Below are 16,920 nucleotides of genomic sequence, written 5' to 3'. Positions count from 1 at the left end.
TTACATATTTTGTGTACATTTACGTAATTACCCTTACTTTCTGCCTTGGTGCGAAGTGTATATGATACTATAGAAATAGGTAGATAGATCCATTCGTGGATATATAGTAGGGAGGTGGGGCCTATGCGAAAGACGGAAACCATTTTATTAGTAGATGATTCATTGGATAGTTTATTGTTGCTGCAGAACCGACTCACAAAAAGTGGTTTTGATAACCTTCTATTGGCTCAATCCACAGATGAGGCACTAGAAACATTAGAGAAATCAATCGATGAAAATGGAAAAAGTTCTATTGACTTACTATTACTAGATATTGTCATGCCTGGTCGAGATGGAATTGAAGCTTGTTCAATTATTAAGGGGGAAGAAGAGTTAAAGGACATCCCAATTATCATTGTAACAGCCCTTAAAGAAACTGAAGTCCTTGAAAAAGCCTTTTTAGCCGGAGCAACGGACTTTGTTACAAAGCCATACGATACGCTTGAATTGAATGCTAGAATTTATGCAGCGTTAAGACTGAAAAATGAAATGGATAAAAGAAAAGAACGAGAAATCGAACTTCTGAACGTAACGGAGGAATTGAAATTAGCCAATCTTCAGTTAAAAATGCTATCGACGCTTGATGGGTTGACAGAGATTGCAAACCGGCGTTGTTTTGACGAAGGCGTCAAAGCAGAGTGGGACCGTTCGACTCGCAGTGGAACGCCGTTATCGGTGATCATGCTAGATATTGATAAATTTAAAGCATATAACGATACGTACGGCCATTTACAAGGGGATGAATGTTTAAAAAAGGTAGCATCGATTTTATCTAAGTCGGTGATGCGTATAACTGATTTAGTAGCTCGCTATGGAGGGGAAGAATTTGCGATTATTCTTCCTGAAACTCACTTTGAAGGAGCAAAATTAATAGCAGAGAGGGCAAGGGAAAATATAGAAAAGGCACAAATCCCACATATCTCCTCTCCAGTAAAGAATGTATTAACGATTAGTGTTGGTGCAGCTACTGTTTACCCTAAGACAAATAGCTGTACGCTTGAAGAGCTGATTGACTTAGCAGATAAGCAATTATATGAAGCGAAAAATAATGGTCGAAATCAGGTGAGAGCGACTATGATTGAGCAAGGCGATTGATTTGGAAAGGGGCTACAGGTATGGAAACACCTCATTTTAAGAAAGTAGTTGAGTTCCTTGGTCGCCCATTTTCTTTGCTTTTAGTTGTCACGATGCTGTTAACGGCAACATTAATATTGTGGAACCATTATGATGCGCTTGTAAAAAAGGAAAAAGAAGCCCAATTCAATGAAAAAGTAAATGAAGCAACAGAACAACTTTACCATCAAATGTCAATTTTTGAAGAAACAATCCGAGCGCAACAAAGTCTCTTTATGAGCAATGAATATGTAGACTATGAAATGTGGAGCCGGTTTGTCGACAATAGCAAATTGCTCGAAAAATATCCGGGCCTTCATGTTACGGCGTTTGCTAATTATTTTCAAGAAACGAACCTTCAATTTGTGCAGGAAGCCGTTGAATCTGAAGTGGGCGATTTTCAGATTTGGCCTGAGGATGAAACAGGTGACTTTACTGTAAATGTTTTTGTGAAGCCGGAACAATTCCAAGTACCAGGAGTTGGGTATAACCATCTAACAGATCCTACCCGAAGAGCAGCAATGCTAATAGGACGCGATCTTGGAGAAATTACGGTGACAAATAAGATTACATTAATAACAGACAAAGGAACAGAAGAGCCTGGTTTTATTATTTATGCTCCAGTTTATGATTTGAACAAGAGCACTGAGACAGTGGAAGAAAGACGTCAGGGATGGCGCGGTTCAGTAATTGCAGCCTTTTATGTAGAAGAAATGATTAAAGCAACGAGCCTGAATACAATCTTAAAGGATATTAATTATTGGATTTATGACGCATCCATAAGTGAATTAGAAGTTTGGTCTCAAGAAGAGGCACAAAGTAAGTTGCTATTTAAAAATGTTTTAATGGATGGGGAAGATTCTGAGAATCTAGCATTTACTGAAATCAATATATTAGGAAACACATGGACAATGGCGTTTGATACTGGTGATGGTTTTGCAAGTGGAATTGGAGACGTTGTTCCATCTGTCATCTTGCTATCCGGATTTTTGATTACGTTGTTTACAACCATTGTACTCATTTCACTTGCTAGAGAAAGGAAGCAAGCAGAAAAGCTCGTAAAGCTAAGAACAAAAGAACTTCAAGAGCTTACGTTATTGCAACAATCGATTTTTGATAGTGCCGACTCAATGATTATTACTACAGATGAGCAGGGTATCATTAATTCTTTTAATAAAGCGTGTGAACGTTATTTAGGCTTTACGGCAGATGAGGTTGTCGGAAAAGAAAGCCCTCTCATTTTTCATGATTTCCAAGAGATCAACAGTAGAGCAGAACAATTAACGACTCAATTAAATAAAGAAGTTGCAAGTACCTTTGAGTATTTCATCAATGTATCTAATCACCCAGACTTACAAAATCAAGATTGGACCTATATTCGAAAGGATGGTAGCTGTTTTCCTGTCAAATTAACGGTGACGAACTTGATTGACAATAATGAGAATTCAATTGGTACATTAGGCATTGCGCTTGATTATACAAATCAGAAACAGTATGAACAACAACTTGTTGAACTACGTGACCAAGCGTTGGCTGCTTCTATTGCAAAATCGGAATTTCTAGCTGTGATGAGTCACGAGATTCGCACACCAATGAATGCAATTATCGGTATGGCTGAACTATTGTCAGAAACGAACTTAACGAAAGAGCAAAAAGAGTTCATATCAATATTTCAGTCATCAAGTGAAAAATTACTGCGTATTATCAACGATATTCTTGATCTATCTAAAGTTGAGGCAGGTCATATCGAGATTGCGGAGTCGGATTTCACTCTAAAAGAAGTAATTGAAAATGGAGTTTATATTTTTGCTAATAGGGCTCACAACAAAGGGTTAGAATTAATGGTTCATGTTGAGGACAGCATTCCTGAATGCATAAAAGGAGACCCGGATAGAATTACGCAAGTTTTGTCCAACTTAGTGAGCAATGCTGTGAAATTCACCGATAAAGGAGAAATACTAGTTAAGGTAACTTGTGAGTATACAAGTAATGAAGGTTTTATCCTTGAAGTTTCTGTAACGGATACAGGTGAAGGAATTACAAATGATCAAGTTGAAATGATTTTTGAAAGATTTACACAAGTTGATTCTTCCATGACTAGAAAACAAGGGGGAACAGGCTTAGGATTAACGATTGCCAAACTGTTAGTCGAGAAAATGGGTGGTACAATCACTGTTGCGAGTGAGCTTGGGAAAGGAAGTACTTTCACATTTACGATTCCATTATTGGTAAGCTCTAACTGTAAGGTGGAAAAAAGTCAAAAACTAACCGACTTCTACAATAAAACTATTTTGGTTGTGGATGATATTGAAACAAATCGTTTTATTGTAAAAGAGATGTTAAAGGAGGTTACAAATGACATTGTTGAAGCTGAAGACGGTAGGACAGCTCTTACATTAATAAAGGAAAGAAACCAAAAAGGATCACCATTTGCTCTTGTGATTGTTGATTGCCGTATGCCTGGAATGGATGGTTTTGAGCTTGTAGAGAAAATAAAAAGTGTTTATCCTGACACACTTGTTTTAATGCTAACATCAGATAATAGCTATGGCGATCTTGAAAAGGTAAAACAGCTTAATATTAACTCTTATTTACGTAAACCGATTAGTAAAAAAGAACTTTACAGGGCAATTAGCAGTGCACAAGCAAATAGCAGTAAGGAAGTACAAGTAATAGAAAAGGAAGAATCAAACCTTCCTGTACTCTCAGGCAAGCTACTTCTCGTTGAGGACTCAATTGATAATAGAAAGCTTATCGCTGCGTACTTAAAAAACTCTAACATCACACTTGATATGGCTGAGAATGGACAAGAAGCGATAGATAAGTATAAAGAAAATGAATACGACTTAATTATAATGGATATTCAAATGCCTATTAAGGATGGTTATGAGGCAACTAGGGAAATAAGAGAAATTGAACGGACAGAAGAAAGAAAAGAAACACCGATCATAGCATTAACGGCTCATGCACTAAAGGAAGATAAACAAAAAAGTTTTGATGCTGGTTGTAATGCCCATTTAACAAAGCCGATAAAAAAAGCGATGCTACTAGGAGAAATCAAGAAATATATAGGTTAAAAAAAGGTATAAGAGGGGATTAACATGATTGAGCACTATTTAAAGGCGACAGTCGATGTAGATGTAAAAGAGTTAATTCCAGGCTTTATGGAAAATCGGAAAGTTGAAGTAAAAAAATTACGAGATGCTCTTGAAAATAAAGACTTCGAATTTGTGCGTGTAACAGGCCATAGCATGAAGGGTTTTGGTGCTGGATACGGGTTTCAATACATTTCAATCATTGGAAAAGGACTTGAAAATGCAGCTAAAGAGAAGCATACTATTGAAATTAAGAGATTAATTTATGAATTAGCGTATTACATTGATCATGTTGAGATAACTTATGAATGATCTAAAGGTGTATCGCTATAATAATCACTTTTATAAAGGATATTTGAATATAGAATAAAAATCGAATAATCAAAAAAAAGACACATGTTAGTGGTTGAAGATTGATGAAAGATTTGCTATTATAAAAATAATTAAAAAAGGCTATATGTAACTGGCGAACGTGGATAACCACGAGGGAGCATATAGTGTCGTAGCCGTTCGCCTGGGCAGAGGTAAGGGAAAGGTCCCTTGCCTCTTTCTGCATATTTGGGGGGATAGCTTAACAAAATATCATAAATTGTACTCTAGACTTTCGTAAATGTAACTGTTGGAAGTTGTTTTGTTAAAATTAGTTATAATTGATTTAAGGTTTTATACAATCATAATTAGAAAGAGGAGAGAAACAATATGAGCACTATAACATTAGATAAAGTGAAAACAATTAAAACATTAAACAATATTTCAGAAAGAGGACTAAAAGTATTCAACGATAATTATACAATTGATAATGACAGCCAAAGTCCTGATGCTATTATTGTTCGTAGCTTTAACATGCATTCATTAGAATTTGATAAACAGTTAAAAGCAATTGCTAGAGCAGGAGCAGGTGTTAATAACATTCCAGTTGATAAATGCACAGAAGAAGGAATCGTTGTTTTTAACACTCCTGGTGCGAATGCAAATGCTGTAAAAGAGTTAGTATTAACGTCATTAATGGCATCATCTCGTAACCTGTTCGCTGGTATTGCGTGGACAAAAACACTAGAAGGCGAAGGAGATCAAGTTCCTAAGCTTGTAGAAGCAGGTAAAAAGCAATTTGTCGGAAAAGAAATTAAAGGAAAAACATTAGGTGTTATCGGCTTAGGTGCAATCGGAGCGCTTGTAGCAAATGATGCACTTGATTTAGATATGGATGTTATCGGCTTTGATCCATTCATCTCTGTTAATACTGCTTGGAATTTATCTCGTAATGTACAGCGTGCGATGTCAATTGAAGAAGTATTTGCTAACTCTGATTACATTACTGTCCACGTACCATTAACAGATGATACGAAAGGAATGTTTAACAAAGAGACGTTTAACATCATGAAGGAAGGCGTTCATATCTTAAACTTCTCACGTGATGGTCTTGTAAATGAAGAAGATATGGCTGCTGCTCTTGAAAGTGGACAAGTGGGCAAGTATATTACAGATTTCCCGAACGAAAGCATCTTAAAGATGAAAAATGCTGTGCCGATTCCTCACCTTGGTGCGTCTACAAAAGAATCTGAGGAAAACTGCGCGATTATGGCAGCTCGCCAAGTGAAAGAGTTTTTGGAAACTGGAAATATTAAAAACTCAGTGAACTTCCCAAATGCTTCACTTCCATATACAGGGAAGCGCCGTGTGGCAGCATTCCATAAAAACGTTCCGAACATGGTTGGACAAATCACATCTGCTGTATCAGATTATAACTTGAACATTGCTGATATGGTGAACAGAAGTCGTGGCGATTACGCATACACAATGATTGATATTGAAGATCAAGTAAATGGCGAAGTGATTCCTGGTATAGAAGAGAAAATTAACAAAATCGAGGGAATCGTTACAACTCGTATTATTTAATAGAATTATTTTTTAGGCTATTGAAGAAGGTGAAAGAAACCTTTTTCAATAGTCTTTTTTTTATGAAATGAGAAGGCATAAATACGATAAAGAAACCTTTACAAATATATACATTACCCCCTATTAAATACAATACTTTGAACAAAATATGAAATTGAAAAAAACTATTGAAAACCCTTAACTGGGATGCTAGTATACAAGTATACCTAGAAGGTGATAAGCGAGTTTGTGAAAACGTTTCATTAGAAGTATAAAATAACTCGCTGAGGAAAACGTACTAGTAATGATATTGTTTTCCTTTCCATGAAAGGGATTACAGTTATAAAAATAGAAAAAGGGGAGTAAATCAATGAAAAAGTCACTTATTGGAGCAATACTTGGGTCAATGATGTTTTTAGCTGCATGTGGTGGAGGTGCTGATACAGACACAGATCAACCAAATGATACTGGCGCCGAAGCAGCAGCAGAATACAACTGGAGACTTGCGCATAACTTAGGCGAAGACTATGCGATGCATGCAGGTGCAGTGGAATTCGCAAGACTTGTAAATGAAAAAACGGATGGCGCAATTAACATTGAAATTTATCCAAATGCTATTTTAGGAACGGACAGAGAGGTAATGGAACAGCTTCAAGCTGGAGGGATTGAAATGACACGTATCGGTGCGTCAGCCCTAGCTAATTTCACACCTCAGTTTGAAGTATTTAATGCACCATACTTATTTGAAGACGATGACCATTTCTTTAGAGCAATGAATTCCGATGATGTAATTTCAGACCTTTATATGGGAACAGAAGAGGATGGATATGTTGGACTCACTTACTTCTATGCAGGTGCGAGAAGCCTTTACACAGTAGATGATCCTATTTTAGAGCCTAGTGATTTAAATGGGTTAAAGATTCGCGTTCAAGACAATCCATTACAAAACCAAATGATTACGTTATTTGGTGGAGCACCTACGCCACTACCTTTTGGAGAGATTTTCACAGGCCTTCAACAAGGAGTTGTTGATGGAGCAGAAAGTGTACCTTCCATTTTAACAACAGGAAACCACGGTGAAGTTGCTAAGCATTACTCATTTAATGAGCATTCGATTCTTCCTGATTTCGTTGTTATTAGTGCAAATGTTTGGAACGGTTTAACACCAGAATTACAAGAAGCTCTTAGAGAAGCAGGGAAAGAAGCAACAGAGTATCAAATTGAAGCACAAATGGCAGAAACACAAGAAGCTATTGACACAGCTGAAGAAGCAATGGGAGTAGAATTCCATTACCCAGAAAAACAACCGTTCATCGATGCAGTAGAGCCAATCCACGAGAAAATGCGTGAAAATGAAGACACTGCTGACTTATTTAAAGCAATTGAGGAATTAAAGTAAAAAATATAGGTTTCAAATGAAAAAGTTTTGGCTAAAATGAGCAATTTATAAATAGTGTGGACATGATCGTTGTATGATAAGTCAACATCATGTCTACATCTGTTTTTGAAGCAAAGACAAAAAACTCGCTAAAAAGCAGTGGGGGTGGAATAGAAATGATGAAAACGTTAAAGAAAATACGGTCTATATTAGACTATACGATACTGTCGGTAACCTCACTCTTCATAATTGTTATCGTATTAGGCGCTGTATGGCAAGTTGTAAGTAGATATGTATTAGGCGCGCCAGCTCTTTTCACAGAAGAGTTATTGCGGTTTTTACTAATCTGGATTTCGTTCCTCGGAGCAGCATATGTATTTGGTTTGCAACGGCATTTAGCTATAACTTTCTTAAAGGATAAAACAAAAGGGAAAGCAAACCGTTCTCTTCAATTGGCTATTGATATTATAGTTATTTTATTTGTTGCTGCAGTTTTAGTAAGAGGTGGTTATGCCATCTCGATGAATACTATGGGTCAATTATCTCCTATATTGCGAATTCCGATGGGGTACATTTACAGTATCTTACCAATATCGGGTGTTGTAATGGTTATTTACCAAGTTTTAAATATTTTAGATAGAAAGTTTGAAGGGAATCCCCCTGTAGAGGAAGCATCGACTGCTTCTGTTGAAGTAGGGGATGGAAAGAAAGGAGGGGACAACTAATGGATCTCGCTATGCAAGCAACATTTTTGCTTTTTGGTACATTTTTCTTTTTCCTGCTAATTGGAGTTCCAATCTCAATTAGTATTGGGATTGCTTCACTTGCGACAGTTATTCTTGCTTTGCCTATGGATATAATCATGTTTACGGCTGCTCAACGAATGGTCGCAGGGATTAATACATTTGTGTTGTTAGCTGTTATTTTCTTCATTCTAGCAGGGAGTATTATGAACAACGGAGGAATTGCACTAAGGCTTGTTAACTTAGCCAAGCTGATGGCAGGAAGACTTCCTGGTTCACTTGCTCATACAAATGTTGTCGGGAACATGCTTTTTGGTGCAATTTCCGGATCAGCAGTAGCTTCTACTGCAGCAATTGGATCGGTTATGTCCCCTCTACAAGCAAAAGAAGGGTATAACAAAGCATTCTCTGCAGCGGTAAATATTGCTTCTTCTCCGGCAGGACTTCTTATTCCACCGAGTGGCGTTATTATCCTTTATTCAATGGTAAGTGGCGGAACTTCCATCACGGCACTATTTATGGCTGGTTATTTACCAGGTATTTTAATGGGATTGGCTGTTATGACAGTTGCCTATTTTATTGCGAAGAAAGAGAACTATACAGTTCAAGAGAAACCGACTTTTAAACAAGCAATGAAAGTAATCTGGGATGCGCTTCCAAGTTTATTATTGATTGTTGTTGTAATTGGAGGTATTGTAGGAGGAATATTTACTGCAACAGAAGGTGCAGCGATTGCCGTTGTGTACTCCTTAGTACTTTCAATGATTTATCGCTCTATTAGCTTGAAGGATATTCCTAAGATCTTAAAGGATACAACGATCATGACAGGTATCGTGTTGTTTCTTGTAGGAGCTTCTTCTATTATGTCTTGGGCAATGAGTGTTACACAGATCCCTTCAGCAATCAGTAATACACTACTTGCTGTTTCTGATAATAAAATTATCATCTTACTTATGATTATGTTGATTTTATTAGTTATAGGTACGTTTATGGATATTGCACCAGCTGTATTGATCTTCACACCAATTTTCCTTCCTGTTGTAACTCAATTAGGAATTGACCCAGTTCATTTTGGGATCATCCTTGTATTTAATCTTTCTATTGGGGTTATGACTCCACCGGTTGGAAGTTGTTTATTTGTTGGATGTAGTGTCGCAGGGGTTCCAATTGAAGATGTTATTAGGCCTTTGCTTAAATTCTTCGTTGCCTTAATAATCTCGTTACTATTAATTGTATTTATCCCAGGAATCAGCTTAATCGTTCCTCAACTGCTTGGGCTGATGTAATACTATTTGTGATAAAAGATCTAACTCGTTGGGGTTAGATCTTTTTGTTTTATATAACTGTAATGAATGAGGAGAGGGATGGTGTGTATGGTTAGAGTTGGTGTGATTGGGATAGGAAATATGGGTAAAGAGTATGCACTACTGTTGGAGCAAGGACTAATTAAGGGAGCTAGGTTAACGGCAGTTTGTGGTCGGGAAAGGCAAATTAATTGGGTGAAAGATAATATCAAAAGTAGCGTGCAATGTTATCAAGATGAAGATGCCTTTTTCAATAAATCGGATATCGAAGCGATTATTATTGCAACCCCTCATTACAGTCACCCACAATTAGCAATAAAAGCATTTGCGAAAGGCATGCATGTTCTCCTTGAAAAACCAGCTGGTGTCTATAGCAAAAATGTTATGGAAATGAATGAGGTAGCTATTTCAAGTGGGAAAGTATTTTCCATGATGTATAACCAACGTACAAACCCACTGTATCAAAAAGTACGTCAGCTCATTCAATCAGGAGAACTAGGTGAAATTAAACGGACGAATTGGATTATTACAGATTGGTATCGCCCACAAGGTTATTACGATTCGAGTAAATGGAGAGCAACATGGAAAGGTGAAGGTGGTGGTGTATTATTAAATCAAGCCCCTCACCAATTAGATCTATGGCAATGGACAACAGGTTTGATTCCAAAACGTGTGCATGCTTTCTGTCATAATGGAAAATACCACGATATTGAAGTTGAAGATGATGTTACAGCATATATTGAATATGAAAATGGTGCTACGGGTGTTTTTATTACAACAACAGGTGAAGCGCCTGGAACAAATCGGTATGAAATCGTTGGTGATCGGGGGAAATTAGTAGTTGAAAATAATACACTAACTTTTTTCCGTTTAACACAATCAGAAAGAGAATTTAATGTGTCCTATAAAGGCAGCTTCGGGGAACCAGAATGCTGGAAAATTGATATTCCTGTAAAAGGTGAAATAAGTGGCCATAAAGGCATTATTCAAAACTGGATTAATGCCGTTTTGAAAAATGAGCCGTTACTTGCTCCTGGTGAGGAAGGAAGTAAGGTTGTAGAATTGGCCAATGCCATTTACTTATCATCCTGGCTAAACCAAACTGTTACTTTGCCTATTAATGCTGATTTTTATTTGGAGAAATTACAAGAGAAAATAAATTCGTCAACATAGTGAATTTAAAGAATCTGTTAAAAAAGGGTGACTTTATTAAATAGAGAAAAAATACTCTGGGGAATAGATTAAGCCCAGAGTATTTTTTATATGGAGATAAATGTAAGGTGTAAGGATGGAGTTGGTAAATTGAAGGGGTAACCCCGTTTATTAGTAATGGTTATAAAATGTACGGTCAAACTCAAAATGTCTAATTTCTATGATCTTCAGCCAAGAGTTTCTCTAGCTTTTCTACTAATTGTTTGAAGTGGTTATCGAGAATATCAATTTCCTCTGTAGTAGCGTGATCAATGTGCACACCAACACTAACAGTAACGACGCAGTCAAGTGCTGTCGCCAAAGACTTTGAAGCAAATTGAGCAAACTCATCTTCTTTATGCCCCTGGACACAGATTAGACTAGCAGTGGCACTACGTTTTTTACCATTTTTCACTTCTTTTCTAGGGACAGCGACGCTAACAGCACCAATATGGTAACGGTCGCCACCTCCAATTGTTACATTTATATCATTTCCACAAAATACAGCAGTACCTTCAAGGATATATTTGCCCGAACCAATATGTTCTGTAATGATTTTCATTTCGTTCAACACCTGACTATGTAAAATATGTTTAGCTATATAAACTTATGGTATAACATTTGCGTTGAGATTAAACAATGTCGAATAAATTTTGAGTGGTAGAGGGAGTCAGAGAGGAAGACTGAACCCCTGAAACAAGAGAAACGAGGAGTTGAGGGAGTCAGAGAGAAGGACTGAACCCCTGAAACAGGAGAAACGAGAAGTTGAGGGAGTCAGAGAGAAGGACTGAAGCCCTGAAACAGGAGAAACGAGGAGTTGAGGGAGTCAGAGAGAAGGACTGAACCCCTGAAACAGGAGAAACGAGAAGTTGAGGGAGTCAGAGAGAAGGACTGAACCCCTGAAACAGGAGAAGTGAGAAGTTGAGGGGCTCAGAGAGAAGGACTGAACCCCTGAATTAGGAGAATAGAGAGATAGAGGGAATCATCAAAGAACAGAGGACCCAAAAAGGGTTCAATCCCTTTTTGAGAAGCTCGTTACTATTCTTATCGATAGTTTACGAGTTCACCTTCATGCCATCCCACTCACCGATAAACTCAGCTTCATCGTACTCAAAGAAACGTTTTAATATCTCTTCACGGTCATCGAGAAATAATTGGTCGGCCACTTCAGATACAAGCCTTGCAATTCCAAAGCGCATTCCAGAGAGTGCTGAGGCTGTAATACCACAACTAATTAGAGCAGAATAGTTAAAAGTGAAAAGGCCATGTAGCTTTCTTTCACCAGATTCATTTCTGCTTTTTAACCCAAACCCAGGCGTTAAATATGGATGTGCATCTAGCATTGGATTTGCCATTTCTTTTGGGATATTATAAAGGTCACCCCAGCGTGCAATATGGGGTTCGACGAGACGTAATTCCGGGCGTAAAGCAGGATCTGTTAGAAGTCCGGTACTAATTAGTAAGAAGTCAAATGTAAATGTTCCTTTAGGTGTAGTGATAACAGCGCCATCACCGGCAGGCTTGACATCTAGCCATGGTGAGCCTAAATGTAAATAAAATCCAGGCCAAGATGTAGCGCGTTGGAATGTATCATTAGTTGGTGGTTGGTTGTGTTTAAAGAAGTGCGAGATTGCTGCATATTTATCATCATCAGATAGGGCGTGAAACCGTTCAATTAACCCGGAACTTTCCATTTGTCGAATTGGGTTGATGCGTGGCATCTCATTGCGCCGGATAAAAATATGTGCTTCGCTGACACCTTCTGAAAGGGCAAAGTTGGCGTTGTCAAAGGCAGAAGCCCCTCCACCTAAAATGGCAACTTTTTTCCCCTTAAGAGCCTCAAAATTAATTGTCTCAGACGTATGGGCATAAAGGCGATGAGGGACATTTTCTGTAATGAAGGAAGGTATATACCACTTACCACCACCTTGGATACCTGTTGCTAAAATGACTTTGCGTGTAAGTATTGTATCTGACGGCGCGCCTGGCCCTTCAATATGGAGGCGATGAATACCTTCTTCAGATTCGATTAAATTGAGTGTTACTTCATTTATAATTGGCAAATTGAGAACCTTTCGATACCAACGTAGATAGTTCATCCAATCACCTTTAGGGATTTTGGCGATCTCCTCCCAGCTTTCTGCCCCATGTTGTGCTTCCCACCATGAACGAAACGTAAGAGATGGAATACCTAGATCGACAGACGTTAAGGTTTTAGGTGTACGCAATGTAACCATCCGTGCATACGTATCCCATGGACCTTCTAAGCCTTCTTTATTTTCGTCGATGACGAGGATGTTTGAGATTCTCTCCCGTAACAGACCAAACGCTGCAGCTAAACCACTTTGTCCACCTCCAACGATAACAACATCGTATACATGCCCTTCTGGATGGGAGAGAGGACGTAGCCAGTCTGGAGCTCCAAAATCAAGATAAGCAAGATCCGTTTTTACTCGTTTATTTAATGCTTCTAAGCTCATAGTTCTCATTCCTTCCATTGATTTATAGAAAGCGTTATTTAAACTTATGTTAGAAATAAATGGAGAAACAAGCGTGTAGTATGCGATTATGTTATCAGTTTTGCTAATTTTATTGCATAGTCACTTTAACTAAAATGACTATTATTGACTGTTTATTATAACTAGTTGTATCTCGTTATAAGATCGATAAAATGCAAATAGAAAAGGAGAGCGTTCATGAAGAACGCTCTCCTAAGGCTTTCTCTTTATTTTTTAATTTATCACAAAACGATGTTAGATTATCTTACAGGTTTTGTTTTTTTGCTTATGTTGGATTAGGCTGTTCATCAGACTTACTTACTTTGTCTCTAGCTCGTCCTTTTCCACGTTCCATACCAAGATTTGGTTCCGGTTTCGTTTCACTTCTAAATGCTTTTAACATAGAGAAACACATTAAGAAAAGTACAAATGTAAGTGGAAACGCACTAACAATAATCGCTGTTTGCAATGCTTCTAGCCCTCCGGAAGCCATTAATACTACAGCAGATGCGGCTAAAATAATTCCCCAACTATATTTAACAATATTTGGAGGTTCTGTGCTGCCATTTGTTGTTTGCATTCCAAGGACAAAGGTTGCAGAATCAGCAGATGTGATAAAGAAGATCGTAATCAAAAAGATCGTAACGACAGATAGAACGCCACTAAGTGGAAGCTGTTGGAAGACAAAGAAAAGGGCTGTTTCAAGCGTTTGTCCAGACACGTTGAGTCCAAGATTGTGCTCGAAAAATATTCCTGTTCCCCCAAATACACAAAACCATAGTGTACAAACAAGTGTAGGGGCTACCAAAACAGCTATAACAAATTCACGAATCGTTCTCCCTTTCGATACTCGAGCGATAAATGTACCGACAAATGGTGCCCATGCAATCCACCAAGCCCAGTAAAAGATCGTCCAGCCTTGAAGCCAAGCAGCATTACCAGTGTCAAAGGGCGATAAGCGTAAGCCCATAGCTGGTAGGTTTTGAATGTAGCTTCCTAAAGTAGTTGTAAACAAATCTAATAAAAAGATAGTGGGGCCAAGAATTAAAACGGCAAAGAACAGGATAACAGCTAAAACCAGATTCGTGTTACTTAAATATTTAATTCCTTTTTTAATTCCCGTTCCGGCGCTAATTAGAAATAGGACTGTGACAACCGAAATGATAATTAACTGAACAGTGAAGTTGTTCGGAATCCCCGTTAAATAGTTTAACCCTCCATTAATTTGGGCAGCACCAAGCCCGAGAGAGGCACACACTCCAAACAATGTTGCAAACACTGCGACGATATCAATGATGACGCCTGTTTTGCCTTTGACGCGATCGCCGAGTATAGGTCTAAGGGTAGCACTCATTAACCCTGGATAGCCTTTTCTAAATTTAAAATAGGCAAGTCCTAATGCAATTGTCGCGTAGATCGCCCAAGCATGAAATCCCCAGTGTAGGTAGGTGTAACGCAAACTCATAATGGCTGCTTCACCTGTATTTCCTTCGATAAAAGGAGGGTTGGCATAGTGTGAGATTGGCTCTGACACACCAAAGAATAACAAACCGATCCCCATCCCGGCACTAAATAACATTGCAAACCAAGTTGGGCGACTGAATTCTGGTTTGTCCTCATCTTTTCCGAGCTTGATTTTTCCATGTTTACTGAAAATTAGGTAAAGAGCAAAGACAAGGAAAAAAGTAGCTGCGATTTGATAAAACCATCCAAAATTTTGGAGGACGAATCCTAGCGTAACATCCATGACGGCTCCAAGTTGTTCAGGGAAAAACACACCCCAAAGAACAAAGAAAAGAGCCATGGCAATTGAAATCCAAAATACGGTAGTAACTTTGTTCATGCCTAAAGCCTCCTTTTTTGAGTAGTCTTTGACTAAATTGTTTTTTTATGTACTGCTGATCTGTTGTGGAATCAGTGCTTTTAATGTTTGTTTTACTGTAGATGGCGTGGATCATAAAGAATTGTAATATACTATCCTGGAATAATTAACCATATTTATACAGTTGGTATAAGCTGGAGAGTGTTGGTCTTTTATTTTTGTAAGAAACCTTAAAAAAGTCGTTGAATATTTATACATAAGGATGTTATATTATTAATTATGCAACGGAGGTTGCGCCAGTATTGCGAAGATTAAATTAAAAATTACGCATATATTATACAGAATTTGGTAAGTGGAGAGGTTATTATGGGAGTTCAAAAAGTAAAACAAATCGAAAATGAACAAGTAAAGAAGTTTACAGCAAAGCAATATATGAAGTTTTGGCTTCCATCATTATTGGGGGTATTGCTTTTCCTAGTTCCGATCTCTGTCGACGGAAAAGTGACAATTGGCTTAGGTGTTCTAGCAGATTTACTGCAAGGAGCCATTGCTGATTATATACCACTCTTTATGACTCTCGTCTTATGTGTATCTGCAGTAGGTAGTTTACTCGTAACTTTTTTGAAGCCGGAATTTGTAAAGAGGAGTTTATTTTTATCAAGCGTTTTTGATGTAACCCCCTTTTGGTTAGCGTTACGAGTGCTTGGCGCAGTATTTGCTGTGATGACGATAGCAGAAATCGGCCCTGAGTTTATTTGGTCGGCATTCACTGGAGGAGTTGTCCTTTATGATTTGATTCCGGTATTAATGGTTTGGTTTTTATTTGCGAGCTTATTCATGCCATTATTGCTTGAATTCGGATTAATGGATTTCATAGGTACAATTGTACGTAAGATTATGTATCCTTTATTTAAACTGCCTGGACGTTCTTCGATTGATGCGATGGCATCATGGATGGGAAGCGGGACGGTAGGGGTTATGTTAACGGCACAACAATATGAATCTGGTTATTACTCAAAGCGTGAAGCAGCTGTTGTCGCAACAAACTTCTCAATTGCTTCGATCGCATTCAGTTTAGTAATTGCTAGTTTCTTAAATATTGATCATATGTTTGTTCAATTTTACTTTACCGTTATTGTAACGGGAATTGTTGCAGCGATTATTTGTCCGAGAATTCCTCCTCTTTCACGGAAGAAGGATGAGTATCACGAGCCTGTCGGAAAACAAATTAACGAAGTAGTACCAGACGGTGTTTCTGGATTTCGTTGGGGTGTTGAAAAGGCTGTTGAAAAAGCAGGACAAGTCAAGAGTGCCGGTCCAATTGTGAAAAAAGGGATCTACAATGTACTTGATATTTGGTTTGCATTAATTCCACTTGTCATGGCATTAGGAACAATCGCCCTTGTCATTGCTGAATTTACGCCAATTTTCAACTATCTATCGTATCCATTTGTTCCTATTTTAAATCTCCTGCAAATTCCTGAAGCAGAAGCAGCTGCTCCAGCGATGATCGTCGGATTTGCAGATATGTTCTTACCAGCAGTTATCGGAAGTGGAATTGAATCTGAGCTAACTCGCTTCGTCATTGGAGTTATGTCATTAACGCAGCTCATTTACATGTCTGAAATCGGGATCCTATTACTAAAATCAAAAATTCCAATTTCATTCTTCCAACTATTCATCATCTTCCTACAAAGAACAATCATCACCCTCCCAGTAGCAGCCGGAATCGCACACCTACTACTATAGAGTTAAAAAGGAAAAGGTCGAACTTCACCTTTTCCTTTTTAACTCGAAGCAATGAGCGAAACCGCCGTAATCTTTTAAGCCTTTTGGACGAACTTCCCAAAAGGCGCACGGCG

General features: G+C 38.1%; 12 protein-coding genes and 1 riboswitch. Of the genes, 9 read left to right on the top strand and 3 right to left on the bottom strand.

Annotated elements, in window-relative coordinates; genetic code table 11:
* Window positions 1-123 precede the first annotated feature (123 nt).
* The 8 genes from AC1FXZ_RS16310 to AC1FXZ_RS16275 all read left to right on the top strand — a co-directional run bounded on the left by AC1FXZ_RS16310 (window position 124) and on the right by AC1FXZ_RS16275 (window position 10,720).
* Window positions 124-1,134, top strand: coding sequence for a diguanylate cyclase domain-containing protein (locus tag AC1FXZ_RS16310; protein ID WP_480055562.1), 1,011 nt, complete (start codon window positions 124-126; stop codon window positions 1,132-1,134).
* Between the two features lie 20 nt (window positions 1,135-1,154).
* Window positions 1,155-4,229, top strand: coding sequence for a response regulator (locus tag AC1FXZ_RS16305; protein WP_480055560.1), 3,075 nt, complete (start codon window positions 1,155-1,157; stop codon window positions 4,227-4,229).
* Window positions 4,230-4,253: 24 nt separating this feature from the next.
* Window positions 4,254-4,559: an Hpt domain-containing protein gene (locus AC1FXZ_RS16300; RefSeq protein WP_480055558.1), complete on the top strand. Its 306-nt coding sequence runs from the start codon at window positions 4,254-4,256 to the stop codon at window positions 4,557-4,559.
* A gap of 137 nt (window positions 4,560-4,696) precedes the next feature.
* Window positions 4,697-4,774: riboswitch (ZMP/ZTP riboswitch) on the top strand.
* Between the two features lie 172 nt (window positions 4,775-4,946).
* Window positions 4,947-6,143: a phosphoglycerate dehydrogenase gene (locus AC1FXZ_RS16295; RefSeq protein WP_480055556.1), complete on the top strand. Its 1,197-nt coding sequence runs from the start codon at window positions 4,947-4,949 to the stop codon at window positions 6,141-6,143.
* A gap of 349 nt (window positions 6,144-6,492) precedes the next feature.
* On the top strand, window positions 6,493-7,521 hold the full coding sequence (locus tag AC1FXZ_RS16290; RefSeq protein WP_480055554.1) for a TRAP transporter substrate-binding protein: 1,029 nt from the start codon (window positions 6,493-6,495) through the stop codon (window positions 7,519-7,521).
* Between the two features lie 155 nt (window positions 7,522-7,676).
* On the top strand, window positions 7,677-8,225 hold the full coding sequence (locus AC1FXZ_RS16285; RefSeq protein WP_480055552.1) for a TRAP transporter small permease: 549 nt from the start codon (window positions 7,677-7,679) through the stop codon (window positions 8,223-8,225).
* Complete coding sequence (locus tag AC1FXZ_RS16280; protein ID WP_480055550.1) at window positions 8,225-9,529, top strand: TRAP transporter large permease; 1,305 nt, start codon at window positions 8,225-8,227, stop codon at window positions 9,527-9,529. The genes AC1FXZ_RS16285 and AC1FXZ_RS16280 overlap by 1 nt, the downstream gene beginning before the upstream one ends.
* Window positions 9,530-9,610: 81 nt before the next feature.
* The gene (locus AC1FXZ_RS16275; RefSeq protein ID WP_480055548.1) at window positions 9,611-10,720 is read left to right on the top strand and encodes a Gfo/Idh/MocA family protein; all 1,110 of its coding nucleotides are present in this window, start codon (window positions 9,611-9,613) and stop codon (window positions 10,718-10,720) included.
* 190 nt (window positions 10,721-10,910) lie between these two features.
* On the opposite strand, the gene lpdD is transcribed toward AC1FXZ_RS16275, so the two are convergent.
* The 3 genes from lpdD to AC1FXZ_RS16260 all read right to left on the bottom strand — a co-directional run bounded on the left by lpdD (window position 10,911) and on the right by AC1FXZ_RS16260 (window position 15,079).
* Window positions 10,911-11,300, bottom strand: coding sequence for a prenylated flavin chaperone LpdD (gene lpdD / locus AC1FXZ_RS16270; protein ID WP_480055546.1), 390 nt, complete (start codon window positions 11,298-11,300; stop codon window positions 10,911-10,913).
* A gap of 493 nt (window positions 11,301-11,793) precedes the next feature.
* Entirely contained in the window at window positions 11,794-13,218 is a 1,425-nt protein-coding gene (locus tag AC1FXZ_RS16265; RefSeq protein ID WP_480055545.1) for an NAD(P)-binding domain-containing protein, read from the bottom strand.
* A 304-nt stretch (window positions 13,219-13,522) separates the two neighbouring features.
* Window positions 13,523-15,079, bottom strand: a complete 1,557-nt coding sequence (locus AC1FXZ_RS16260) for a glycine betaine uptake BCCT transporter (protein ID WP_480055543.1) — start codon at window positions 15,077-15,079, stop codon at window positions 13,523-13,525.
* A gap of 345 nt (window positions 15,080-15,424) precedes the next feature.
* Between AC1FXZ_RS16260 and AC1FXZ_RS16255 the strand changes: the two genes are divergently transcribed.
* Entirely contained in the window at window positions 15,425-16,807 is a 1,383-nt protein-coding gene (locus AC1FXZ_RS16255; RefSeq protein ID WP_480055541.1) for a YjiH family protein, read from the top strand.
* Window positions 16,808-16,920: the final 113 nt, after the last annotated feature.

It is taken from the genome of Halalkalibacter sp. HAAS-P014 (assembly GCF_056619965.1).
This window is presented reverse-complemented; position numbering and strand designations above follow the sequence as displayed.